At 62.5% G+C, this 23,328-nt stretch carries 26 protein-coding genes; 13 read left to right on the top strand and 13 right to left on the bottom strand.

All coding sequences use genetic code 11. The features are described from left to right. Nucleotides 1–9 precede the first annotated feature (9 nt). The 8 genes from ACGLHR_RS37885 to ACGLHR_RS37850 all read right to left on the bottom strand — a co-directional run bounded on the left by ACGLHR_RS37885 (nt 10) and on the right by ACGLHR_RS37850 (nt 8,786). On the bottom strand, nt 10–747 hold the full coding sequence (locus ACGLHR_RS37885) for a hypothetical protein (RefSeq protein ID WP_400100510.1): 738 nt from the start codon (nt 745–747) through the stop codon (nt 10–12). After that, on the bottom strand, nt 744–3,218 hold the full coding sequence (locus ACGLHR_RS37880; RefSeq protein WP_400100508.1) for a VirB4 family type IV secretion system protein: 2,475 nt from the start codon (nt 3,216–3,218) through the stop codon (nt 744–746). Before ACGLHR_RS37880 ends, ACGLHR_RS37885 begins: the two co-directional genes overlap by 4 nt. Beyond that, nucleotides 3,212–3,517 carry a VirB3 family type IV secretion system protein gene (locus ACGLHR_RS37875; RefSeq protein WP_400100506.1) on the bottom strand — a complete coding sequence of 102 codons (306 nt, stop codon included), beginning with the start codon at nt 3,515–3,517 and terminating at the stop codon, nt 3,212–3,214. The genes ACGLHR_RS37880 and ACGLHR_RS37875 overlap by 7 nt, the downstream gene beginning before the upstream one ends. Continuing rightward, nucleotides 3,517–3,846 (bottom strand): hypothetical protein, encoded by a 330-nt coding sequence (locus ACGLHR_RS37870; RefSeq protein WP_400100504.1) that lies wholly within the window; start codon nt 3,844–3,846, stop codon nt 3,517–3,519. The genes ACGLHR_RS37875 and ACGLHR_RS37870 overlap by 1 nt, the downstream gene beginning before the upstream one ends. After that, complete coding sequence (locus tag ACGLHR_RS37865; RefSeq protein ID WP_400100502.1) at nt 3,812–4,801, bottom strand: CpaF family protein; 990 nt, start codon at nt 4,799–4,801, stop codon at nt 3,812–3,814. The genes ACGLHR_RS37870 and ACGLHR_RS37865 overlap by 35 nt, the downstream gene beginning before the upstream one ends. 71 nt (nt 4,802–4,872) lie before the next feature. After that, nucleotides 4,873–5,529: a DUF4400 domain-containing protein gene (locus tag ACGLHR_RS37860; RefSeq protein WP_400100501.1), complete on the bottom strand. Its 657-nt coding sequence runs from the start codon at nt 5,527–5,529 to the stop codon at nt 4,873–4,875. A gap of 288 nt (nt 5,530–5,817) precedes the next feature. Beyond that, a complete protein-coding gene (gene traD, locus ACGLHR_RS37855; protein ID WP_400100499.1) occupies nt 5,818–7,665 on the bottom strand; it encodes a conjugative transfer system coupling protein TraD in 1,848 nt (615 codons plus the stop codon). Next, nucleotides 7,665–8,786 (bottom strand): TraI domain-containing protein, encoded by a 1,122-nt coding sequence (locus tag ACGLHR_RS37850; protein ID WP_400100497.1) that lies wholly within the window; start codon nt 8,784–8,786, stop codon nt 7,665–7,667. Before ACGLHR_RS37850 ends, traD begins: the two co-directional genes overlap by 1 nt. Nucleotides 8,787–9,264: 478 nt before the next feature. Between ACGLHR_RS37850 and ACGLHR_RS37845 the strand changes: the two genes are divergently transcribed. From ACGLHR_RS37845 to ACGLHR_RS37835, 3 genes are all read left to right on the top strand, one after another. Further along, the gene (locus ACGLHR_RS37845; protein WP_400100495.1) at nt 9,265–10,320 is read left to right on the top strand and encodes a hypothetical protein; all 1,056 of its coding nucleotides are present in this window, start codon (nt 9,265–9,267) and stop codon (nt 10,318–10,320) included. After that, nucleotides 10,317–10,937 carry a hypothetical protein gene (locus tag ACGLHR_RS37840; RefSeq protein ID WP_400100493.1) on the top strand — a complete coding sequence of 207 codons (621 nt, stop codon included), beginning with the start codon at nt 10,317–10,319 and terminating at the stop codon, nt 10,935–10,937. The genes ACGLHR_RS37845 and ACGLHR_RS37840 overlap by 4 nt, the downstream gene beginning before the upstream one ends. 117 nt (nt 10,938–11,054) lie before the next feature. Next, the gene (locus ACGLHR_RS37835) at nt 11,055–11,612 is read left to right on the top strand and encodes a FlhC family transcriptional regulator (RefSeq protein WP_400100492.1); all 558 of its coding nucleotides are present in this window, start codon (nt 11,055–11,057) and stop codon (nt 11,610–11,612) included. Between the two features lie 57 nt (nt 11,613–11,669). Here ACGLHR_RS37835 and ACGLHR_RS37830 read toward each other — a convergent pair whose 3' ends face one another. The 4 genes from ACGLHR_RS37830 to ACGLHR_RS37815 form a co-directional block, all read right to left on the bottom strand. Beyond that, a complete protein-coding gene (locus ACGLHR_RS37830; protein ID WP_400100490.1) occupies nt 11,670–12,209 on the bottom strand; it encodes an AAA family ATPase in 540 nt (179 codons plus the stop codon). Then, nucleotides 12,206–12,415: a hypothetical protein gene (locus ACGLHR_RS37825; protein ID WP_400100488.1), complete on the bottom strand. Its 210-nt coding sequence runs from the start codon at nt 12,413–12,415 to the stop codon at nt 12,206–12,208. Before ACGLHR_RS37825 ends, ACGLHR_RS37830 begins: the two co-directional genes overlap by 4 nt. A gap of 283 nt (nt 12,416–12,698) precedes the next feature. Further along, entirely contained in the window at nt 12,699–13,085 is a 387-nt protein-coding gene (locus tag ACGLHR_RS37820) for a hypothetical protein (RefSeq protein WP_400100486.1), read from the bottom strand. Nucleotides 13,086–13,245: 160 nt separating this feature from the next. Continuing rightward, complete coding sequence (locus ACGLHR_RS37815; protein ID WP_400100484.1) at nt 13,246–13,956, bottom strand: hypothetical protein; 711 nt, start codon at nt 13,954–13,956, stop codon at nt 13,246–13,248. A 496-nt stretch (nt 13,957–14,452) separates the two neighbouring features. Here ACGLHR_RS37815 and ACGLHR_RS37810 point away from each other — a divergent pair, with 496 nt between their 5' ends. Together ACGLHR_RS37810 and ACGLHR_RS37805 are read left to right on the top strand one after the other, a co-directional pair. After that, a complete protein-coding gene (locus tag ACGLHR_RS37810; protein WP_400100482.1) occupies nt 14,453–15,355 on the top strand; it encodes a hypothetical protein in 903 nt (300 codons plus the stop codon). Beyond that, entirely contained in the window at nt 15,355–17,205 is a 1,851-nt protein-coding gene (locus ACGLHR_RS37805) for an ATP-dependent helicase (protein WP_400100480.1), read from the top strand. Before ACGLHR_RS37810 ends, ACGLHR_RS37805 begins: the two co-directional genes overlap by 1 nt. On the opposite strand, the gene ACGLHR_RS37800 is transcribed toward ACGLHR_RS37805, so the two are convergent. Next, a complete protein-coding gene (locus ACGLHR_RS37800; RefSeq protein ID WP_400100479.1) occupies nt 17,202–17,720 on the bottom strand; it encodes a hypothetical protein in 519 nt (172 codons plus the stop codon). The genes ACGLHR_RS37805 and ACGLHR_RS37800 overlap by 4 nt on opposite strands. A gap of 324 nt (nt 17,721–18,044) precedes the next feature. Here ACGLHR_RS37800 and ACGLHR_RS37795 point away from each other — a divergent pair, with 324 nt between their 5' ends. From ACGLHR_RS37795 to ACGLHR_RS37760, 8 genes are all read left to right on the top strand, one after another. After that, the gene (locus ACGLHR_RS37795) at nt 18,045–18,182 is read left to right on the top strand and encodes a hypothetical protein (RefSeq protein WP_400100477.1); all 138 of its coding nucleotides are present in this window, start codon (nt 18,045–18,047) and stop codon (nt 18,180–18,182) included. A 144-nt stretch (nt 18,183–18,326) separates the two neighbouring features. Beyond that, complete coding sequence (locus ACGLHR_RS37790; RefSeq protein ID WP_400100475.1) at nt 18,327–19,730, top strand: hypothetical protein; 1,404 nt, start codon at nt 18,327–18,329, stop codon at nt 19,728–19,730. Between the two features lie 221 nt (nt 19,731–19,951). Beyond that, nucleotides 19,952–21,292: an exonuclease SbcCD subunit D gene (locus tag ACGLHR_RS37785; RefSeq protein ID WP_400100474.1), complete on the top strand. Its 1,341-nt coding sequence runs from the start codon at nt 19,952–19,954 to the stop codon at nt 21,290–21,292. Between the two features lie 98 nt (nt 21,293–21,390). After that, complete coding sequence (locus tag ACGLHR_RS37780) at nt 21,391–21,606, top strand: hypothetical protein (protein ID WP_400100472.1); 216 nt, start codon at nt 21,391–21,393, stop codon at nt 21,604–21,606. Further along, entirely contained in the window at nt 21,599–22,012 is a 414-nt protein-coding gene (locus ACGLHR_RS37775; protein ID WP_400100470.1) for a hypothetical protein, read from the top strand. The genes ACGLHR_RS37780 and ACGLHR_RS37775 overlap by 8 nt, the downstream gene beginning before the upstream one ends. Further along, on the top strand, nt 22,000–22,359 hold the full coding sequence (locus ACGLHR_RS37770) for a hypothetical protein (protein ID WP_400100468.1): 360 nt from the start codon (nt 22,000–22,002) through the stop codon (nt 22,357–22,359). The genes ACGLHR_RS37775 and ACGLHR_RS37770 overlap by 13 nt, the downstream gene beginning before the upstream one ends. Nucleotides 22,360–22,424: 65 nt before the next feature. After that, nucleotides 22,425–22,793: a hypothetical protein gene (locus ACGLHR_RS37765; RefSeq protein WP_400100466.1), complete on the top strand. Its 369-nt coding sequence runs from the start codon at nt 22,425–22,427 to the stop codon at nt 22,791–22,793. Between the two features lie 79 nt (nt 22,794–22,872). Then, nucleotides 22,873–23,103 carry a hypothetical protein gene (locus ACGLHR_RS37760; RefSeq protein WP_400100464.1) on the top strand — a complete coding sequence of 77 codons (231 nt, stop codon included), beginning with the start codon at nt 22,873–22,875 and terminating at the stop codon, nt 23,101–23,103. Nucleotides 23,104–23,328 lie beyond the last annotated feature (225 nt).

Raw genomic sequence — 23,328 nt, 5'->3', positions numbered from 1 at the left:
GGCTGTGGACTACTTGATGCCAAGCTGCTGAAGCCGTTGGTTGATGCCGGTGGCGTAGTCCAACGCACTCCGGTCGGCCGTCTGCTCGCGCGCGGACTCCGCCGCCTCCTTCTTGGCGGCGCTCGCCAGTTGCGCCGAGACGGCGGCGGACTGCAGCTGGTTCTGCTCGATGAGCGTGTCCAGCGCGGCCGTCGCCACCTGGATCGCCTGGGTGGCGCCCGGCACGGTGCCGATCTCGCTGGCAATCTTTAGGCGCTTCTGCTGCGCGGCCTGGATGCCCTGATTTAGCGCCTCGTGCTTGTTGATCAGGTTCGCGGCATTGGCATTGCCGAGCGCCGCGCGCTGCGTGATCCCGCTCACGAAGCTTCCGAAGCTGTTGCTTTGCGAGGCACCGTACAGCGCCGTCACGTCGCCGATGAAGTCGGTCTTCTTGCCCAGGGCCTGGAGCAGTGCCTCGTCGGCGCTGGTCAGGCGCCCGATCTGGGCGACCATCTGATCCGCCTGCGCCAGATCGCTGATCCCCAGTTCGCGAAGCTGGATCATCTTGCCGGAGTGGATCACCATCTGCACCATCCGCGCCGCATTGGCCACGGCGATCGCCTCCTGCTTCACCGTGGACGCCGCCGTCGCGGAGGTTTGGATCCAGTTGGTGGGATCGAAGACGATGCCAGCGCCGCCGGCGTGGGCGCCAGGCGCCGCGACAAGCAGCCCGGCAAGGATGAGTTGAGCGATGCGTTGGGTAGTCATAGCCTTGAGACCTCCGCGAGATAGTTGGCCTTCCAGTTGGGAGCGCCGCTGCGCTTGTGTTCGTGGAAGCAGCGTTGCAGGTGCGCCTCGGAGCGCAGGAACGGGAGCGACTTCGCATCCAGCGCGGTGCGGGCAACCCGCGCGAAGCCGTCGGCGACGATCAGGTACTCCCGCTTCGGTATGAGGGTCTTGACGATATCGACCTGCTCGTTCGTCAGCCCGAAGTACTTGATGTACGACTCCCGATGCGCCTCCGCACTCTTGTTGGCGAGCAGGATCTTGGTCAGGATGTTGTCCGTCATCGTCGCCGCCATCTCCGCTGTCGTGATCGACGTGGGCGACTGGACCGTCAGCCACACAAAGGCGTTCTTCTTCCCGAGGGTCTTGAGCAAGTCGTCCAGGCGCGGCGCGAAGGCCGGGTGGTTGACCAGAAAGGAGGCTTCCTCGATATAGATGAACGTCGGCCGACCATCGAGCTTCTCGTAGATCTTGCGGAACGCATAGTCGATGAAGGCCCGCGCCAGGCGGTCCACCGCCATCAGGTCCTTCATCTCGGTGCAGGCCCAGCTGGAGAGCGAGAAGTCATCCGTCGACGAGTCGAACATGCCATAGGGCCGGCCCTCCAGCCACTCGCCCAGCTCCTTGCCGAGGTGCGTGGGCAGCTGAATCGCCAGCGTCGACAACCGGAGGACCTGGGTGGACCGCGCCAGATTACTGAGAGCCGAATCGATCGACTCGCGATCGTCCGCATCGCACCGGTAGCCGCCCTCCAGCAAGCGCTGGATAATCCACTCACGCGCCCACACCAAGCCATCGGGGGAGCCATCCCGCAGCACGGCCAGCGGATTCATCCGCATTTGCCCCTGCTTCATATCGATGTGCTGGCCGTCGTGCAACGCCGTGATGATGCGGCAGGAGTAATCCCGGTCGAAGATGAAGACGTTCGAGTCGCCCCACTCCGGGTCGTAGTAGCGCCGGAACTGGCTCAGGCATAGCGACACGAAGGTGGTCTTACCGCTGCGGGTGGGAGCAATGAGCACGGCGTGCCCGACCTGGCCCACGTGGGGCACAAAATGGTAGCGACCGCCATAGCCATCGATCAGCAGGGTCAGCGCCGAGACCGGGCGCTTCAGCACTTCGGAGAAGTAGGCGTGCTCGCTGCTGCCTTCGTCCATCGTGAAGATGGGTGAGGCGTCCGCGACGTTCTCCAGGCTGATCAGGTGATAGCGGGATTGGCGTGCCCACTGCCCGGGCAACATAGCTTCCCACGACAGGCCCAGATTCTGCCGCTCGCGCACGGATTTGAACTCGACGTCCGCCAGGCGTCCGTGCACCAGCTGGCAGCCCGCGGTCAGCTCGTCTTCCGAATCCGCGTAGACCGCCACTGAGAGGTTATGGTAGGCGAATCCAAGCCCCTCGCCGGACAGGCGCCGCAAGGCCTCCTTGCACTCGTCGTGTAAGTCCTGCTTGCCGCTGTCCGGCTCCGGCTCGGCGTCCGCCATCTTCTGCGCGACATAGTTGAATGGCGAAAACAGCGTCATCCGGTAGTAATTCGCCGCCCCGTTCAGCTCCCGCTTCGCATGGTCCTTGCCGAGAAAGCGGACAATGTGGCAGATCGTCATCTCCACATCCGAACCCATCAGCGCTTCGAGCAGCAGCGGCGAGGTCGTCGACGGCCACTCCTTGATGCCGATGACGCCGCAGTACCTGACCTCCCCTTCGCTCTGGAAGGCCATGGCCTGCTTGCCGGTGGTGATATACCCGTTCGGCAGCCAGCCATCGAGCAGCACGCCGGGCGGCTTGGCGGGGGGCGGGAGACGCGTCGCCGGATTGGCGAGGTGGTACAGGGCGTCGGTAAACGGCCTGCGGTCCAGCCGCTCGAATCGCATCGAGGAAATCGTCGTATCGAACATCCCCAGCGACCGCTCGAACTCGCCGATGGCCTGCAGCAGATGATCGCGGTCCCGCAGCACGGCGGTGCTGGCGGAAACGGAGCCAAGCGCGCCACGCAGCAGCGCCACCGGCAGGCTCCTGCCCTCCTCGTTCATCAACCGCGTCACGCTGTCGAGGTAGCCGTCCACCCCCTGTTGCCCGGTGTAGAGCAGGAAGAACCAGTGCCGGAAGCGGTAGGAGATGCCGGCGCGGAAGGCGTCGCCGATCACGTCGTCCAGTTGGGCCGACGTGGCATTGTCGAAATCCCCTTCCGGGTACGCGTAGTCCTTGCGCTTGTCGACGATCCACCAGCCCGTCAGGCGCGAATCGAACTGGCCGAGGGCACGTTGCAGCTGCGTGACGGCCTGGTCGACCAGATCGTCATCGAGATTGTCCGGGTCCAGCCCCTCGTAGGCGTAGGCGGCGAGCAGCGAACCATCCTTGCACAGCAACAATTCCGGCGTGACAAAGTCGAGCCAAGGCAGGATCTCCTGCTGCGGGTGCTCGGCTTCCTCTTTCTTGTAGGCGATCTCTAGCATCGCACGCCCCGCCCATAGCCGATCGGCCGCTGTGCGCCCTTGCACCGCTCTCGTACGTAGGGCTGGTAGTGATCCGCGGTCTCGGCATACTTGAGATAGATCGCAATGACCTGGGGGTCCTTCTTGTACGCCCAGCGCAGCACGACATGGGCCGCCAGCCCCACGGCCAATGGCAGCGGCGACATCGCCAGGAGGCACACCAGGGCGGTCCCGGGCCAGATCAGGGCGACCGCCTTCATGCCAATGCCAGCGGACAACATGGGCCGCTGCAAGGCGAGATAGGTGATGGATTCGCGCATCAGACTGAGCAGGCTGGTGGGATCAGACCGGTTGCCGTAACAAACACGTAGGCGGAGGCCGCGATCACGCAGCCCAGGAAGATGTACTGGCCCAGCTCCGAGAGTTGAGCCTGTTTGTTGAAATAGCCAATCACCCAGATCATGATGGACAGGACTGCAATGGCGCCTACGATCTGCTTGAAGTAGTTGATGATGAAGCAGAACGCCTGCATGCCGCCGGAGGAAGACTGCGCGGCCGCCGACGCCGAGAAGATGCCGAGGACCGTCAGGACGACGATCTGTTGCGGCGTGAGCCTAAACTTCCTCCAGAATGTACTGACCATGTTCATTCACTCCTTTGACAAGACAGATTTGTCCCACGCGGCGCTCGATGGCGATTTCTTGGTTCTGTAGGATCCGGGTGTGTTTCTTCGCGTACACCACCAGGTGAATCGTTTTGGCGAGATAGCGACGCGTTGTCTTGGCGTCGACTTGCGCGCCCGGCGGCAGCGACTGCTGGAACAGGATCTCGATCGCGTCGAGGGCTTCCTCAGCGCCGTTCGCGTGCACGGTCGTCAGCGTGCCATCATGGCCGCTGTTCATGGCGCGGATCAGGTCGTAGGTGTCGTCCCCGCGCGTCTCGCCCAGGATCAGGCGATCGGGCCGAAAGCGCATCGCCAGCTTGACCAGCAGGCGCGCGGTCAGCCCGGCCTGCGGATTGGCGACCCAGGCCACGTGATTGGGTCCGGTGATGTTGAGCTCCCGCGCGTCCTCGATGGTGATCACCCGCTCATGCAGCGGCACCTTGCCGAGGAAGGCATTGGCCAGCGTGGTCTTGCCCGAAGACGTGCCGCCAGCCACCAACACGTTTCGGCCTTCGTGGATGAATAGGTCGATGACCTTGTCCGCCTGCGCCTCGGTCAGCATCTCGCGGGCAACCAGTTGCTCCAGCGTGGGGCGCCTCTCCGCAGGCAAGTGCTTGCGGATCGAAAACGTTGAGCCGTCGGGAGAGGTGGGCGCGAGCGCACCGGCAAAGCGCATGCCGTCAACCATGGCATCCACGATGGCGTCGGCGGAGGATGCCACCGCATCCTTGCGTACCTGTTTCGCGATGGCCTGGATCGCGATCTGGATCTCGTACTCGGGCAGCTTGAGCCCGGTGTTCACAATCTTGCCGTCGCGCTCGATGAAGACGATGCCACCGGGATTGACCATGACCTCAGTGACTGCTTCGTCCCAGAAAAAGGGAAGAAGCGGCTTCAGGCTGCGGGAGATCGCGTCGGCGATGATGTTGGCTTGGATCATGCGAACATGATCCCGCCCCGGCAGCGAATTATGCCGGCGAAAGATGCAGTGAAATGTGCCGGATTCGGGCGTTAAGCGCCCGTCTGCAGGTTGGCGGCCGTGACCCAGATCGCCGCGGCGGTCGCTAGGAAGAAGCCGCCGAGCACCGTCGGCGTCAAAGTCAAGGGCGTAACGGGCACGAACATGGCCAGTCCGACCGCCAGCAGGACAAAGTGCATGCTGGCGTAGAAGAAGATCGGATTGTGCTGGCCGAAGTCATAGCGCTTCTTGAGCCGCGAGCCAATGCCGTCCACGAAGGCGGGCAAGACAAAGCCGATCGCGGCGGTAAGGTAGAGCGGGCCTAGGGCCAGCACGCGCCAGAGGATACGATAGACCAGCATCCAGAAACCGGCCACCCAGTCCCGCAGCCAGCTGCCGGTCCCCGCCGGGAACGAAGAGACGCCGCCCGCGAGCGATGAGCCGCCCACGCGCTGCGGCCGCGTGACCGCGACGCTGCGGTCCACCCAGCCCGGCGCGACAAACCAAAGGTCGAACTTGGCGTCCGCCCTCCTCGTCACCTCTCGATCCTGGCCGCCCCAGTGGGAGAGGAAGCGCACTTCGGCCTGCTCGATCTGGAACGACACGGGGGACATCACGCCAGGCAGGATGAGTAGCGCAATGAGCGGCGCCAGCAGCCACCAGAACAGGATGTGCCGGCTGAACTCGCTTTTCTCGGCAAAGAGGATCATTGGGGCGGCACCTGTCTGACTAATAACTACGGTCCTGGTATTTCCTGAGCAGCATTGCCGCAGTCGCCAGGAACTGGCGGGCGGAACGCTCGGCTTAGCCCGTTGGGCGTCCACGCCAGCCCCTGCTATCCTAAACGTGCACAAATGTAAACGCATCAGACCCTCGCGGGTCTTCCCGTTTCTGCCCCGATCCCCCTTGTTGGCGGTGATCGTCTCTGACAGACGTAACTTTCCCGATAGCCTCGGGTAGTAAAACAACCTATTCGTGTTTCTTCGTCCCTTTTCTTTTTAGTCCGCCATCAATGGCAGGCGGCCCTTGTACAACGTGCTGCCGCCAAGAAATGCAAAGTAGTGGAGACCGGGCAGTCTGGTCAACAAGTCCGGCGAAACGAACGGCGCTTCCTTCTCCTCCATGGCCCGGCCGGTGCTGCCCCGGAACTCCGTGAACGCGGTGGAGCTTTCGGACGTGTTGGAATAGGACGTTGTCTGTTTGCGTGCAATGGTCTGGCCAAAGCTCTCGGAGATCCATTTTGCCGTCTCATAGTCCTTGACGCGCAGGCAAATGAGATTGTTGAGGTTCCCCAGCATCTGGCGGGCCTTCTCCTTCGAGCCCAGCCGCACGATGAAGTCCGCCTCCGTCTGCGTCGCCATGAAGGTCTTGAAGCCCGCCCCGCCACCCTTGTTCAGGATCTGGATGGCCTGGTCATTGGTCAGTTCCGCGGACTCGTCGGCCATGATGTACACGTCGGTCTTGCCGGTCGTGTTGTAGATGTCCCCGGCAACCGACGCCAGGTCGGCGAACATCACGCTGCCAATCGCCGAGCCGATGATCTTGTCGGGCAACGAATTGAGCGCAATGTAGACCACGGCCCGCTCATTGATCATCTTGCGGGTATCGTAGATCGGACGCTGGTCGTTGATGTCCTCCGGATCCGGGGAGAGCATGGCGCCAAGCTCGCCGGAGCCGAGCATCTCGAGGATCGGCTCCAGGACCTGGATCATCTTCGAGTAGTGCTCCTTCGAGTGCTTCACCATGGCGATCAGGCCGTCGATCGATTCGTCGACATTGCTCGCGTCAAGGATGTACTTCTGGATCATGAGATCCAGGCGGCTGACCGGCTTCCCTCCCCCGCCCTGATTCAGATCCCGGTCCCATGATGGACCCTCGGCGGCAAAAAAGCGCTGCGTCAGCAGTTGCTCGAGCAGCGGCTCAACGCCCATCTGGATGTAGCGCTTCACCTTCTTGATGTTTGGGCGCACCCCGCAGGCCACCATCCCGGACATGACCCGATACAGGGATTTCCAGGCAAAGGAGCGAAACGACTCGTCGGCGTCGATGAGATTCGTGAGCCGCGTGGCGGCCTCGCTGATGTTCCCCCAGTTGGCCAGAGGATTGATGCGAATCGACTTTGACGGGTGCGCCGGGTGAAAGTACAGGAACTTGCGCCCCGTCCGCTTGCACTCGGATCGCAGCCGCCGCTCCCAGTCCTGGTCGCCTTTCGGGTCCAAAACAAACAACGTGCTCGCCGGCAAGTCGATGATCTGGGTTGAGATCAGCTCGTAGAGGCGGGTCTTCCCGGCCCGGGTGGTTCCCACAATCAGGGTGTGGCCCGGCAGGGAATCCAGCGGCAGCCGCACCGGGATCTCGATGGGCTCCAGCCCATGAATCCACGGCACCCCGATCGCGTCCTCCCGCAGCAGCACGGAGTTCGGCGGCGTGATATGCCGCACCACGCTATGCGGTAGCCACTTGGGCAACGTGCCGATTTCCTCGGGATTGCGGCTCAGTATCTCACGGGCGATCTCCGCGTGGCGTTGCTTCCACAGGAAGCCGCTCCCCAGCCAGAAGGCGCCCTGGCCCCCGGTATGCGGGTCGCGCGGCACGCGCTCTGTCCGCGAGCGCGCGATGACCTCGCGCGCGGGCAGCGTCTCCGCACGTAGCACGGACAGCGAGATGCGGAAGCGATACAGGTCCAGTGCTTCCTTCGCCCGCAGCGCGCCGAGTGCGAGACCAAACGGCGCCCCGACCCACCACAGTGGCGGTTGCGCGGCCGTCAAGAACATCGCCGAACCCGCCCAGACGCCCGCGGTCGCCACGTCGTAGTTCGGGCGGAACATGTCGCGATAGGTGCGCATCAGGCCGCCTCGTCGCCGAAGACCATGGTACCGAACGCTGGCACCATGACCAGGTGCGTGGTGGTCTGCTCCCGGACCAATCCCGCGGCCACGAAAAGCCTAATGACCGTCTCCAGCGTCATCCCGTATCGAACGAGCGCTCTCTTGGGGAAGAAATACCCCGCCTCTTTGAGGGCACAATCCGCGCGGATCCGCGCCACGTCCTTATCGACGCTGATGGCCTTCATCAGCTCGGTGACCTCCGGACTCAACGTCGAGGTCCCGGCAGCGGCGATCTGCGTCTCGGCGACGGGCTCCGAAGTCTGCACTACCGAAGGTGCCGCACTGACGGCTGTGGGGGATGGCGCCGCGGGCGGAAATGTCGGCATCGCGGGGACTTCCGGTAGCGCAAGAATATCGCGCAGGGGCAGGCGCGGCCCGCCAAGCGCATCGATGCGTTTCGCCGTCTCCTTGGCGTTGATCTCGAACGCCTTGTCCTGCGCCACACGCACCACGCGGCACAACGGCGTCTCCACCGCGATCGCCCCACGGATCGGAAGGATCGCATCCGCGAGCGCCGCAATGACCGATTCCTCGAAGCCCGCCCACAGATCCGGCACGAAGAACCGGCCGGCGACCAGCGCAGCGACCATGCGCGATGGAGCGCGTGCCGATGGATTCCAGTTGACGGTGTATTCGCGCACCTCGGCGTCCACCATGGCCTGCGTCAGCGATACCTGGTTCATCGGCGACCACCGCCGACCGGTCACCGTCACGATCATGACCGCCTCGAGAATGGCGGGCACGGATGCCAGCGCCGCCGCGAATCCGCTGTAGCGGTACTGCGGATCGAGCACCCGCCGCGTCTCAGCGGTGTGGCCCGGTACGAAGATGGCGCTATCGGCCAGCCGAAACGCCATCAGACCGCTAATCACGCCGAAGCGCAGCGCACCGCCCGGCTCGTTGTATGCATCGCGAGACAAAGGAAGCGACTGCACACACTCGGCCAGGCGATCCAGCAGCGGCTGAATGTGGCTATCGAACAGTGCACGGCTGAAACCCGAGGCGGAGCGCAGCGTTTCCAGAAGCTCCGCGTCGAGGGTGGCCAGGAGCGCGTCGATGGGTTGTATTGAGAGTTCCATGCCCCCAATCCTGACTCCGTTTTGGCATGTGGTCACGCCGATAGACACAAGAAATCGACCGTGACTCGCGGTCGAACTGCACGCGGTCTCGCTAGGTAATGACCAGCCAGCGGCGACGGAATATCGACAGATTTTGCCCGCAGTGGTCAAAAATTAGAATCGCAAGTCATTGATCTAAAATAATAAACAAAATCTCACAGCCAATCGCGCGCCTCATATTCGCCGATTACGCACAAATTATGGCCAATTTCGAGCACATAATTAGCCGTAATTGACAGCCACATTTATGCAGCCGATAACAATATTAAACAACTAATTCAGCGCAGTGAAATCGAATCGTAACTGGATAACTTTTCCCCACGGTGGTAGGGAGATCTTCGTAAACCGCTTGAAATTCGCTAGCATTCGAGAGTTGCTTCGCTTCAAACATAAGTGCCATAGCGTGGGAACAACCAGACACATACGCAGGATTCAATTCATGAAAAATGATGTACGATTTGAGATTCCGGTTGAACTCGATCTTTCCCCCGATAAAAGGATGAGGATCTATTCGCTTGTCCGCGAAATCATCAACACGCGGGACCGTGCGGCCGACGAGTTGAATAGAATGTGCTTGCTTCTCCTGGAGCTGAAGGACGAAATGGAGAATCACGAATTTACTGAACTCGCCAGAGTCACACTCCAAATCTCCAGAGGATCTCTCTATCGATATCTGAGGACCGGAGCGTCTGCCCGTACGATGATCAAGGGTATGGAAGATCCAAGAAAGTTGCTAACCAACACTACCGCCCGGGCCCTGCAGCTCTTGTACGGGGCAGACGAAGATGTGCTGAATGAGGTGAGAGAGCGCGCCATGCGCGGCGAGGCGACCAACGAGACGCTCGTGAAGGACTTGATAAACGCCCAGCACAACCTTGAAGAACGCCTCGATGATGCAAAAGAGCAGATAAGCTCACAGGAAAGGCAACTTTCCGCAAAGGATAGTCATATCGCGCAGTTGGAAAAGCAGAGGAATGAAAGTCGGTTGGCAGAGCTGGAAACTTCAAATGTCGCGACTGAACGCCTAAGTCGCATCGAAACATTGTCTCGCGACATCTGTGAGCACGAGGCGGAGCTCGAGCGGCTACGGGCGGAAATCGAGCGGCTACGGGTGGAGCTTGAGCAAGGTCACGTCGTTGAAAAAGTCGTTGTAGTGGAGAAGGTCCCAGACAACTTCCGGAACATGGAAGACGCGATCGCCGACCGCAATAGGGAACTTGACCGGGTCACCCAGCAACTCGAGGCCACGGCGCGAAAGCTGGCCGATGCCGAAGCGGAGCGAGTTCTTCTTACGCAAACGCAAGGGGTTGACGGCGATATCCTTCAATTGCAATCCGACCTCCAAGGATTCTGTGAGAAGCTCTCCGCAACATTGTTACTCAAGCATAGCTTTTTCAGTGAACAAGCCCGGCTCACGGTGCTCCAAATGGGGTCCTGCCTACTGGCTCTAACAACGACGATTCAGGAATATTGCAGCAAGGGACAACCGTCTTGAATGCCATCCCTGATGGTTTTGTCAACATTGCGACGTCCCAGTTGATCCGCGCGGAGATCGTGAAAGTGAACAAGGCGATGACGGCCGCTCTTGTCACCGCCGCTGACGCAGGGGAGGGATTGGCACGCGAGGTCACCGGGGTTCCAAGGGAGACGCTTGAACTTCTTTCGAAGGCAGGACCAGGTCAACTGGCGGCCATGAGCGCTGTTGGGTTTCCGCTTTGGAGTTTTCGGTTTCCGAGCCCGGAGTTGGCAAACGAGCTCCTTACCGGTCGGAATCACCCTCCCGCAATCACGCTCTCCCAATTGGTTCGCACAGAGATCCGGAAGACCAATACGGCGCTGATGGCCGCCCTGTTGGCCGCCGCCCATGTTGAGTCGAGTATCTCGCCAGCGATAGTCTGTGTACCGGGAGCGACACTGGCAATACTCGCAAAGGCAAAACCAGTGCAGCTAGAAACCCTATGCAGCGGTGGCTTCCGACTTTGGGAGTACCGGTTCGCCACAGTGGAATTGACCAGGGCGCTAATTGCTGGCGAAACCGGTTCCATTGGGATCACGCATTGTTTTCTGAGTGGGCTAGCTCAACTGCCCCGCACAAAAGGGCGAGGCAGTTGAGCCGCCCGTTCAACAACTCATAGCGCACACGACAAAGGAGAGCGGGAACAGGGGCGACGCTACGCGTCGCGCGCTATCCCTCGCCGGCCTGAAGGCCGAAGTTTCCCGCGCAGGCTGATGAAAGAGACACCAGTTAGCCGCATGAGAATTCAGCAAGCGCGCATGCTGTGCTTAATGGGAGCACGAGCAGTCACCACTGCAGCCGCCACGGGGATTCGCCCGACAGACGCGCGTGCAATCTACAAGGAAATTCATGGCACCGTCTCACCGCCAGGCCAGACGCCTCACTCGCTAGAGTGGTACTTGGAGCGGCCCGCCCGCAGGCTCCAGGCTAGCCTACTCCTGAAGCTCTACTTTCTCTGTATCCAGTCCGGCTACTCAACGCAGCAAGCGTTCATCGCAGCATATGACGTCTACTGGAATATCTATGGGGCCGCCGATACCAGCAAGCGGCAGCAGTCGGAGAGACTGATTGATCCCGAGCGAGGATTCTACTTGGTGAAGCGAGCTGGCAGTTTTGGCGCGTTGAACGCACCAGGCGTGGGCGAGGCTATCGCCGCACTACCTTGCCGATCCTGCGGTCTGGAGATCCTGTCTCCGGCACACGAAGCCGCTTTTGTCTGCCCGCAATGCGCATCCGGATTCCAAAATCCGGGCCATCGCTTGCGCGCATGAGACTAAACGACTGGAGGCCAGAGACGACGTATACCGGCGGGGCGTCCTGCCGATCGCTCATTGCCGTCGATTGGCTCCTAAACGCCATGCCCTGTCCCGGCACACATCGAGGCCAGCGCTGTTGTCAAATCTCTCGATTCGCGCGCCCGCGGCTTCGATGACGCTCCGCAGTTGGAGATCACGTGCCGATGCGCGGGCAGCCACCCACGCGCGGGCGGATTGCCCCGCCCTCGTCTTGAGCCGATCCAGGCGCAATTCGTCTGGCGCGGTGACGCTGATAATCCGCCAGCTCGGGTCCAGCAATGCCAGATGCGACGGGCTGGACGGAAGGCCGTCGATCACCACTCGATCCCGAGTTTTCGCCAATTCGATAACCGCTGCCACCACCAGGTCAGGCAATGGGCGGCCCGGGTCAGCGTCTCGCAGCGTCACGAGTAACCGGATTGGAATGTCGCTCGGCAGCATCCCCTTGCGCGCAAGGCGCCGCAGCGTCCCGATGCTAAGGTGCCAAAATCCACGGTCGGCCAGCATCCGCCCGATCGTGCTCTTGCCGACGCCGTGCGGTCCGATCAGGCAGAATCGGTGAATGTCGCTCACTCGGGCCTATAGGTCTTTGCATGGACGAAGCCACGCACCTTCATGACCTTGCCTAGGAGTTCTTCAATATCTGAAAATACGCCCGCTTCCCGCAATTTCTCATAGGCTGGCGGGTCAAGCCGCTTCAACGCGGTCAGGGTTGTGCGCGCGTCCCGCATATTGTCGGTCACATCCCCTATGTACTCGAGAGTAATCATCGGCTTCACGGCCTCTCCTCGCTAGTCTGACTGCTCCATTTGGTTCGTGCCCCGTCGTTCTGTTTGTTGACCACAGCATTCGCCTTAATGAGAATGGACCCGTGCAGTAGCGAGATCCGCCAAGTTTTTTGCAATGTCCTGCTACATCCAGCTGACGTGTTCGCGCACCAGCACCCAGAGCGCCGCCCAGTCCACCACTTCACGGCTAGCCCAAATGACAAGCAGCAGGCCCGCGAGCCGGCCCAATGCCCAGCGACGACGCATTGGTGGAGGCAGATCCCCAAACATGCAATCAGGAGGTCCGGGCAAGGTTGCCCTGCAGCACGCCACTGGAGTCCATGTCGCCGTAGCGAATATGCTCGGCAACCAACGCTCCGCCATTGCGTAGCGACACGGTTGCGACTTCCCTGGCGTCAATCCTTCCCCAGTTGACGAGCAGTTCTGCCGCGGTCACGGTCGAAGCCTGGATCGCACCCAGGTTGAACAGTCTCTTGACCGAGATTTCAGCGCCGATCTCCGCACCTTCTGCCACGATCAGCGTGCCGTTCGGGATGTTGATGTGTCCCTTTGACAGACTGCCCGCAAAATAGAGCCCGCCCGCCAGGATCTCGATGGCGCCCTGGATCGCACATTGGCCCTGTAGGACATGGCGAATGTCTTCGGCCTGGTGGTCGATCACCAGTTCCTTGCCCTCGATCCGATAGCCATATGACGCGGGTTCGCGTGCGGCAGGTTCGAACTGCGGGGTACTCGGCGCTAGCGGCAGGGGCGACGCAGCGGCCAATCGCGGGAGGGGACTAACGTTGTTCATAGGCGCGGCTGAGAGGATGGTGGCTGGACTAGCGGGCGGTCTCGGTGACGGTTCCGACCAATTTCTCCGACTGGGCGATGGGTGCGGTCTCGGTGATCGTTGGCGCCATCGGCGGCTTGGCCGGAAGAGCGCGCTTCAAGGTGACCTTGACACCGGCAGGTTCCTCGGCAGTGAGCGCCTTCTGTGTCGGGCGTGTCAGCGTCGCGCTCGGAAGTGGCGCGGGTAGCGGCAACGGTACGTCAGCAGTCGACTTGATCACCGGCGGCAGGGTCACCAACTGCGCCGGCGCGGCGGCGACATGGAAGGCCTTCGGTAGCCGCGCTGGTTCGTAGGCAGGGGTAGCACTCGCTTGTGCTGCAGACGGTTGCGCGGCTGCGCGGTCGGCATCCCTAGTCTGCAGGGCAGACTGGGCCGCGGCGGCCACGGTGCCTGTCGCGGAATGGCTCGCCTCGGAAGACGTCTCTGATACCGATACAGGCAAAGGCGACACCGCGGAGACAGGGGACGCTTCAGCTACCGGCGCCGATTGCACCACCGGTGGCTTGCCTCGCTGCTGCCGATGCTGAATATATTGCTGCCCGACGACGCCCGCAAGGACGGGAGAGGCAAGCAGCGCCCACAGTCCAAGCAGTTTACGATAGCGAAGCCACCACGCCACCGCACCTGCGACCCATTGCACAAGGGGCTGCTCCAGCTTGCGCCTGGCACGATGTCGTTCGCGCGTGCGCGGAACTTCCATCGGCGACGGCTGCCCCCTATCAATAGGCCAAGCGGTCGGTGCCCGCGCCACGGTTTGCGCGCCGATGAGGGCAGTAGGATTGGGGCTGAGGTCAGATTGCATGGAGGTATTGAACGCCAAAACATGCCAATCGTGTCGGGCAAGATGTACGCCAAAATCAGCCGATTTCAATGCCGGTCCCGCCTCAAGGCCGTGCCTCGCTATCTAGATTTCCGGCCAGTTTCTGCGAAGCCTGGACGCTTCCCGGCATAGCGTGTCGGAGCGTTTTTTTGGCCATTTTCGGGCACAGAAATTGCCGCTGCGCCTCACGAAGTTTTCAAAAATCAAAGGCTTACGCGCGCAAAAAATTGCCCACTGCGGGTAGATTCAGGCTGTCACGAGGGCCGCCACAGCCCCTTGAACGCGAATCGCGCGCGTTTTAGCCGCGCTCTCGCCCGCACCGATTCCACCCCCTTCCCGCACGATTGAGAGGCATCCATCTAAACAAGGAACCACGATGACCCTCAGGGCCATGGACACCAACCACGACGAACTCGGCAGTGGCCCGGGCGCGGAGCACGATGAACTGCTGGAGGCCGCCGAAGAGTCGCGCGTCGCGCTGGCGGCTGAGGCCGCGGAAGCCGCCGTCGGCAATGCGGCCTCCGTATCGGCTGACAGCGCTGCCGAGCAGGCACTTGCCGACGACCTGATTCGCCGAGCCAGCGCGCAGCGTGAGCGCGGCAAGCAGGAACTCAAGCGCAAGATCGCCGGGATCCCGTCGGTGCAGCAGCACGTCGTGCTCAACGACCAGGTGGTCGCCTCGTCGTTCACCCGCTTCTTCTACCTCATCGACAAGGGCGCCGAGCTCATGCGCCGGCGCGGGGATGCGATCATTGGCGAGGAACGGGCCGCCAAGCTGCGCGAGCAACTCCAGGCGCTCATCGGCGCCATCGACGCCGAGGTGCGCCGGAACCTGGAGGCGACGCAGGCGCTCGTTGACCGCGACGCCTATGCCGAAGGCGCGATTGCCGTCACCTACACGGGCCCAGCGTACGACGAAACGATCCAGATCCGCTCCCGCGAAGGCCTGGCCCTGCAGCGTGTCTTCACCCTGTACGACCAGCTGCTGGCGCTGATGGTCAACCTGGAATGGAACGGCAAGATCGACGCGAGCGAGGTCGACCAGATGCGCTACCAGACGAAGCAGAAGATTCGCCCGATCTTTCGCTTTGCCGCGCGTGCCAACATCGGCATGCAGACCTCGCGGGCACGCAATGCGCAAGGGCGCCCCGCCCGCGGTGCCCGCCGCGCCAACCGCAGCGCCAAGGGCGACGCCGCCATCGTCGAAGCGGTGAGCAGCCTGCAGGAGAGGCTGGCAGAGGGGTCGTCGTCCAGCGCCACCGATGCCGCGGCCCTCTGATGCCCAGTGACGAACGCCTGCTCGCGAACCTGAATCCCGAGCAGCTCGAGGCGGCGCGCTGCCGCACCTACTGCCTTGCCGTGGCCTGCCCGGGTTCCGGCAAGACCAAGACCCTGGCCGCGAAAGCGGCCTTTTTGCTGTCGGACGGCGCGTCAACCGTCACGGCGGTCACCTTTACCCGTGACGCCGCGCTGGAGCTGCGCGAGCGCATCGTGGCCATCGCCGGCGAAGCCGCCAAGCCGCGCCTGCTGGTCGGCACCTTCCACTCCATCGATCTCCTGATGAGCTTCCCCAAGGGGCGCAACGGCTTCGGCAGCGCCATCCTTGCCAACATGCGTTCGCCCTATGGTGATCGCCCGTGGGACATCGTGCGCGAGGGCGAGCGGCGCGGATATCTGCGACGCGCCATTGCCCAAGCCGGCCTCGAGATCGAACTGGATGAGGCAACCCGCCTGATCGAGGACGCGAAAGCGGCCGGCAAGGGGCACAGCCTCACGGACGCGCAACTGGAGCTGCTGGAGACCTATCAGCGGATCCTGCAGCGCAACGGTCAGGTGGACTTCCAGGACATTCTCCTGAAGACCAACGAAGCCCTCTTCTCTGGCGCCATGACACCGCTGCCAGTCGACTACCTGCTGATCGACGAGTTCCAGGATACCGACCTGGTGCAATATCGCTGGAGCGCGCACCATGGGGCCGCCGGCAGCCAGATTACGGCGGTGGGCGATGACGACCAGTCGATCTATGCCTTCCGGCGCGCGCTCGGCTATGAGTGCATGCAGATGTTCACCAAGGAGTTTCATGCCAACACCATTCTGCTCGGCATGAACTACCGCTGCCGGGACGAGATCCTGTCGTCCGCCGGCAAGATGGTGCAGGCCAACCTCGGCCGTATCCCCAAGCTGCTGCAGGCGGCCAAGGGGCCGGGCGGCCTTGTCGAGTGGGAGCGCTTCAGCGATTTCGAGCTGGAAGCCGAAGCCTGCGTCGACGCCGTCGCGGCCGCCGCGTCGGACGGCGTCTCCTTTGCGGTGCTCACCCGCGCCAACCGCCGGCTGGACTTGATCGAGGCCATGCTGGTGGCCCGACAACTTCCCTACCGGCGCGCCGATGGCGAGTCCGTGCTGGACAAGCCGGAGGTGGCCCTGTTCGGCGCGGTTATCGATGCCGTGAGCACGCAAAGCCCCCGGGCGATGGACCAGGTGCTCGGCTGGGCCGGTCTGTCCGAGGACAACCTCGTGCAGATCCATCAGCTGTTTGGCAATGCCATTCGGATCGGGGCGAAGCAGGACTTCGAGAGCACCACGCTCTCATCTGACGCCATCGCCACCTGGAAGGACTTTGCCAAGCGCCACCACGCCTGGGCCAACTTGAACAAGGCGGGCTTATACCACCTGATGCTGCTCGGCATTCAGGAGTGGCTGATGCTTCGCGCGAAGGACGACCGGACCAAGCGCATGCTGGAGGTCGCGGCGGCGATCTACCGCCCGGCGACGGGCAAGCGCCCAAGGGAGCGGCTCGACGAACTGCGCCTGGCCCGTCAGAAGAAAAAGAAGGACGAAACGGTGCCGGGCACCGTCCGGGTTGCCCTGATGACGGCCCATAGCGCCAAGGGGCTGGAGTTCGACCGGGTCTGGATTCTTGGCGCCGAGGAGGAGGCATGGCCATCCAAGCATGGCGCCTTGGAAGAGGAGCGGCGCCTGATGTATGTTGCCATGACGCGGGCGCGCGAGCAGCTGTGGATCAGCGCCGCCGGCAAGCGCCGGCCCAGCCTGTTCATCGCGGAGACGGGAATTGCGCGCGCGCCGGAAGGGAAATACAAGACTTCGGATCGGCCGGCCCCAGCCCCTTAGCCGATGCCGTGTTCGTCGGCCAGTTCCTGCGCCGTCTTGCGCTGAAGCCGCAGCGCACTGCACTTGACCGCGGCATATGCCATCAGTACCGGCGGCAAGACTGCCAGTTGCTGGTCGCGATCGATGCGCCCCACGTATCGCGCCACATAGAGACACCCATAGGCTTCGTCGAAGCGACGCATCAACCGAAACAAGCGTGCCCCATCCCTCGATACCAGGCGCACTTCGACCTCCGCATAGATCACCGGCGTCGTGGTCGGATGGATCGCATGGCAGCGAATTTCCAGCAGATTGACCTCCGTCTCGAGCTGATCGAGGTCACGACGCACGGCGCCCAGGTAGCCGCGCTGACGCGCGCAGGCCAGCATCTTGGTGGTCAGCAAGTGGAAGTCACGCCGAACCAGACGGCACACCAGTGCCGTTCGCAGCGGGAGCACGGTGCGGGATTCCACGGGCGTGCGCGCCTCTTCGATACGGTGCGCATTTTTGATGACAAGTGAGGTCTTCTGGTCCATGGCAAGCATTATTAGGAGTTCGCCGCTGCCTGGGCGGAGCGAAACCAGCTGGAAATCGCACGCGACTCGCCGCTTTTCTTTCCCCGTGCCGCGCCCTATCATGGACGCACTTCTCCGCCGCACAAGCGGCATTGCGTCATTGGCTAATACCAGCACGCTTCATCGCGAATTCGCCCTTCGACGCCAAGATACGACCATTCCGTGGTGCTTGTCCCCTTCCCTACCATGGGCCGGGATCATTTCCGCTGATGCGTGCGCCTGCAATCCTCGCCACTGGCTGCCGATGGCCATTGCCGGCATCCTTCCACCTCCCCGGTGATCGACATGGAAGCCCTTGCCGCCCTGCTGATCGTTGCCGTGCTGCTGCTCGCCTGCGGGAAACGCGGCCGGTCCGACGATGACGCCCCGCAGATCGATCCATTCTTCTTTTCGCAAGACAAGGACAGCATGGACGACGAATAACAGCTGCCTTCGCAGCGGAATGGCCTCGCCATTCCAGTGCATAGGGCACACGGACTTCCCAAGCCTCATCGAGGCACACATGGAGATCCACCGGATTTGCCGGTGGATAAACCGTTGCGGCAATTGCCGTCATGGAGAGAAGTCATGGAGAAGTCCATCCTGTCGGACCGACTCAGCAACGGAACCGCGCGCCTGAATATATCGGGCCGCATCCGCAGTGGCACCAAGCTGCTCACCGCGGCCGCCGCAAAGAACCCCAAGGCCGTCTCCCTCTTTGCCCCGGCAGTTGCCGGCCAGCAGAAGTTCAAGGACGCCGAAGCGGCCATCGCCGCGCAGTGCAACATCCCCCATCCCACCCGTCCCGCCAACACACCCCACTTCAATGTCTCCGGGGCAGACTTCGAGATGCCGGAATTCGCCCGGCACATCCTCGATACCTACGGCGAGCCTGACGAACGCGGCGAGCCACAGCTCTACCGCTTCCCGATCGTCTTTCATACCGACCAGCTGCTCGACTTCTTCCCCCACGCATTCAAGTCCTATGGCGGGCCGATCAACTACGAGTCCCTCTATGGGAAGGACGGCAAGCGCTACTGCATGTATCGCGAGCCCGTGTTTCCGGAGCAAATCCGCGAGCAGCGCGCCCGGCGCATGAAGTTCCTCCCGCGCCGCGAGCTGGTCCCGCGCGGCGAGTGCAAGCCGGATTGCTGCCCCGAGTACCTGCAGGGGCTGTGCAAGTTCCGCGGCGACTTGCTGTTCTATATTCCCGACATCCCAACCGTCGGGCCCGTGTCGATCACCACGACCAGCCAGTACGCCGCCGAAGGCATCTTCACGGACCTGATGCGCATCAAGACGGCGCTGGGCACGATCCCGCGCTTCAATCCGTTCCAACCGGGCAAGCCAATCTACTGGCTCACCAAGGTGCAGGAAACGCGGACGTATTACGACGACCAGGGTGCCAAACGCCTGGGTATGCAGTGGGTGCCCAAGCTCACCGCGGATCTGGACATGGCGAAGGCCCTGAGCCTGAACACGGCCCCGGCGCTGTCGCTTGGCCTGGTTCCTACCGCCCCCCAAGGATGGCTGGCCGGGACAACGCCCGGTACCCCAGCAACGCCGGCCCCCAGGCCGGAGGCCGATCCTCCCGGCGACTACGATGCCGAGCTGCAAGCGCGGGTCCTGCATGCCGTCAACGGCAGCAACGGCGACCCCGAACTGATCAGCCAGTGGGCCACGCTGCGGTATGGACAGGATTGGTCCCGCACCAATGCCTCGCTCGACAGCGTCCATACCGTCTTCCGCGGCCTGGGCAACGACGGTGCGTACGTCAACGCCCGCCTGCGTTTCGAGATCGCGGCATTGGTGAGCGGCATCGACGAAACGCTGCGCAAGCAGTACTTCAAGGCCAAGCTGGGCAACGGCTGGACACGCGAGATCGACCGGCTGGCCACCGCCACCGGCGAACTCGAGGCACTGGCCGAGCACGGCGCGAACTATGCCAGCAGCTTGATGCTGGGGTTCCTGGACGACCTGGAAGCCGCGTAACGGTCGGCACCAACTGCCACGAGGGCGCAGGCCGGCCTTGCGTCCGACACCGTTAACGCTTCCGTCGAGGCCTGACGCCGGCAGACCTTTCCTCAATGACGCATCCGCGTCTCCCCCCGAGATTCCGGGGGCTTTCTCTTGTGCACTCCCGCAGCACGCAACAGAAAGCCGTTCCCTCACTTTCCAATCGCCGCGAACGCGGCAGGTAAGGAGGAACTTCCATGAAACTCGCTCACATGAGTGATCTGCATTACTCCGCAACCCATCTCGCAGAATCGAACCGCTGCTTTGGCGCTGCGGTCTCCCATGCCATCGAGATCGGCGTGCAGGCGGCGGTCATCACCGGCGACGCCACCGACCATGCACTTGACGCCCACGAACCGGCCTTCCGGGAACTGGCCAAGCAGATCCAGCGGCTGGCCAATCATTGCCCGGTCCTGATGTTGCAAGGCACCTTCTCGCACGAGCCCCCGGGCTTGCTGCGCGTCCTGGAACTGGTCGGCGCACGGCATCCCATTGCCGTCGCAGACCGGATCGGCCAGATCGCCCTGGTGCAAGGCCAGTGGCACAGCAACGGGTTGACATGGGACGCACCCGCCGATCTGGTGGTCACGTGCTTGCCGACCGTCAACAAGGCAGACCTGATCGCCACGGTCGGCGCGGAACATGCCGCGGCCGAGATTGGCCAGGCGCTCCATCAGCTGCTGACCCTGTTCGGGTCCGTCAATGCCCGGCTGTTCGCGCAAGGCGTGCCGACGATGCTCATCGGCCACGGCACGGTGGATGGATGTCTGACCGAGCACGGCGTGCCGATGGCGGGCCAGGACCACGAGTTCAATCTGGGCTCGCTGTTCCAGGCGAACACCGATGCAGTCGCACTTGGCCATATCCACAAGCAGCAAGCGTGGCGGCGCGAGTTCGCCGGCAGACGGCAGCTGATTGCCTACGCCGGCTCCATCGGACGCTTTCACTACGGCGAAGATGGCGACAAGTCCGCCCTGATCTGGGACATCCGTCCCGGCCAGGCCGAGTATGCGGTCTTCGTGACGCCCGCACGGGTCACGCTGGACTTGCACTTCGACGGCCCACCAGACCTGGAGGCAATCCGCGAGTTGGGTCAGCGCTGTGCCGGCGCCTTCGTGCGCGTGCGCTACCTGGTCGACGAGGAACACCTCCAGTCGGTGGACCGCTTGGCAATCAAAGCTGCGCTGGGAAGCGCGGCCGAAGTGAAGATCGAGGGCAAGACCCTGGTGGTCGAGCGCCAACGCGCGGCGGGCATCTCCACCATTGCGAGCCTGGACGGCAAGGTCAAGATGTGGTGCGAGCAGACGCAGTCACCCTTCGAGCCCTTGCGCGACCGGCTTCAGGCACTGTCGGCCGAGGCGCCAGAGGCCATCGCCAGCAGCATTGTCGAGCGCCTCAAGGCGCAGGAAGCCGCGCGAGACACCCCTGACGCCCTTGGCCAGGTAGCGGTACCCGCCGCCCGCAACTCGACCGATCCGTTACCGCCGGCGATTGATTCCGACGTCCCGTCCTGGGTCACCGAGGACCTGTTCGCTTAGCGCCATCTGCGGGGCAAGCATCAGCCCTGCCCCGCCATTCCAAGGTCACCAGCCTCAGCACCGCCGGCTTCCGGCTGCCGAGAACAAGGAGAAGCAACATGACAAATGAGGAACTGGCCGCAGAGAACGCGCGACTTCGCCAGTTGCAAACGCAGCAGGTCGCGGCACTCCAGCAAGTCTGGAAGTGCTGGACATACGAAGAGATCCGCAACGCACAGCTCGGGAGTGTCATTTGGGCGGTAGCCGAAGCGCTCGACGACGCAGGCGTATCGCCGCCGCAGTCGCCTGGAACCGTGGGATATCAACATGGCTAAGCGGCGTGGGCGGAAACACCGCAAACACGACGTCGGCCAGGCACAGCGGATCTGGCCTGCCTTCCGGCCAGATCCGCTTGATGAAAGCAGTGATCCAAGTATTGCGCTGCGCGCGCTGCTATGCATGATCACAGCCGATCTCATCGTGCATGCCGCATCGCAGCCAACAAAGGCAGCGGCGATGGCGCGCATCCAGGCCGCCCTCGGAAAGCCGCTCGTCGACATCACCGCAATGTACGAGACGTTCATGGAGACGACCGACGGCGAATGGGCTGGAAGCCTGCGATCCAAGCGAATTGCGTGGCTAACCGAATGGGCCTCCCTCGAGAGAGCATATTGCTTCCGTGGAGGTCCAGGTGCCATCTACGTCAGCGAATTTCCGCCGGAGGGAATATGCGAACCCTAGGCCTCACCCGGTTCGATGCCGTCACGCCGGGGCTCATCGAGCGCGCTACTCAGGAACACGAACTGGACACCGCACGACGGCCTCTGCCAATCGCTGCCGACATCGAGGCGGGCGACACCGCCGGCCTGTTCTTTAATTTTATGGATAGCGAAGACAGCCAGTGGTTCGAAGCCTCGCCGGCCGAACGCAGGGCCGGCTTCGGCAATGGCCGGTACTCGAACAACGTCATGCATCCCAGCAACCGTAGTCACACCCCGATCCGCATCGACTGCCTCACGGCGGCACCTCAACCGCTCGCTGCCATCACGTCTGGCGGTGTTTTCGTTTATCCACGGAACAATCTATGAACCGCGTAAAACGCCTGTTCGCAGGCTTCATCTCAACACTGCCGCGCATGCTCTGCGTCCTCTTCTTGCATGTCGGCATCGTCTTCATCTTCCTCGCGGCGCTGCTGCATAGGCGCGCCGGCTTTCGTCAGTGGGCCGCCACAGCCGTGGCCGGCTGGCCTGTTCTGGGCTCGGCGGTCAACACGGCAGATCACGCAGTGCAAGCCGCAGCGCAAATCCATGACGACGCTACGCTTCGTTGGGTTGCGCTGTCGGCGCAGTTAATCGACGAAGGCGATCTGCAAGCGGCTGCCACCGCGGCTTACGTGGTCGGGCGCTACGGCGCCGCGCTGCCAGCAGTCGTCGCCGCGCACGTCTCTCTGAAAGCGGCATTCGAGCGCGGTATTGCCGACGCCAACCAGGAAGCGACGGAACGGGCGCCGATGGTCCGGTAAGCAGCAGCCTTTTTCCAACCATCCCTTGCGGGTCCGTGCCCGCAAGGGGACGGATCTGCGCGGCTAACCTGCAGACCCAATGAAATTACTGCAACACATTAAGCGGGCGGTTCGCGCCCCAACCGTGAAGCAGCTTGAATCCGTCGGTCGCCTTGCGCATACCCTGTCGGCCGCCTGCATCATTGCGGCCACTTCCCTGGCGTTCGGCAGTGAACCGCTCACGACCAGCGGCGTAGTTCGCTACGTCCTGCTGTATTTTTGGGGCGTGATATTATTTGTAACAGGTGTCCTTCTAAGCAAGGGAGAATAAGATGCTCGGTATGCTACTTGTCAGTGCTTTTGGCGTCGCATTTTGCACCCTCTGCTGGGTAATGCTGGACGGTGCAGAAAAAGCCAAGGACCGCAGCAAGAACGAGTCCGTTTGATTGCTCTGCAACGCGAAACAGCCACCTCGGGTTCGAGCCGTTAACAAAAAGTGTTGAAAATCGGCGGAGACCGGCCTAGGATCCTTACCCAGCCTAGGCCTTCTCTGCCG

The sequence above is a fragment of the Cupriavidus sp. CuC1 genome (assembly GCF_044627735.1).
Lineage (GTDB): Bacteria > Pseudomonadota > Gammaproteobacteria > Burkholderiales > Burkholderiaceae > Cupriavidus > Cupriavidus ulmosensis.
This window is presented reverse-complemented; position numbering and strand designations above follow the sequence as displayed.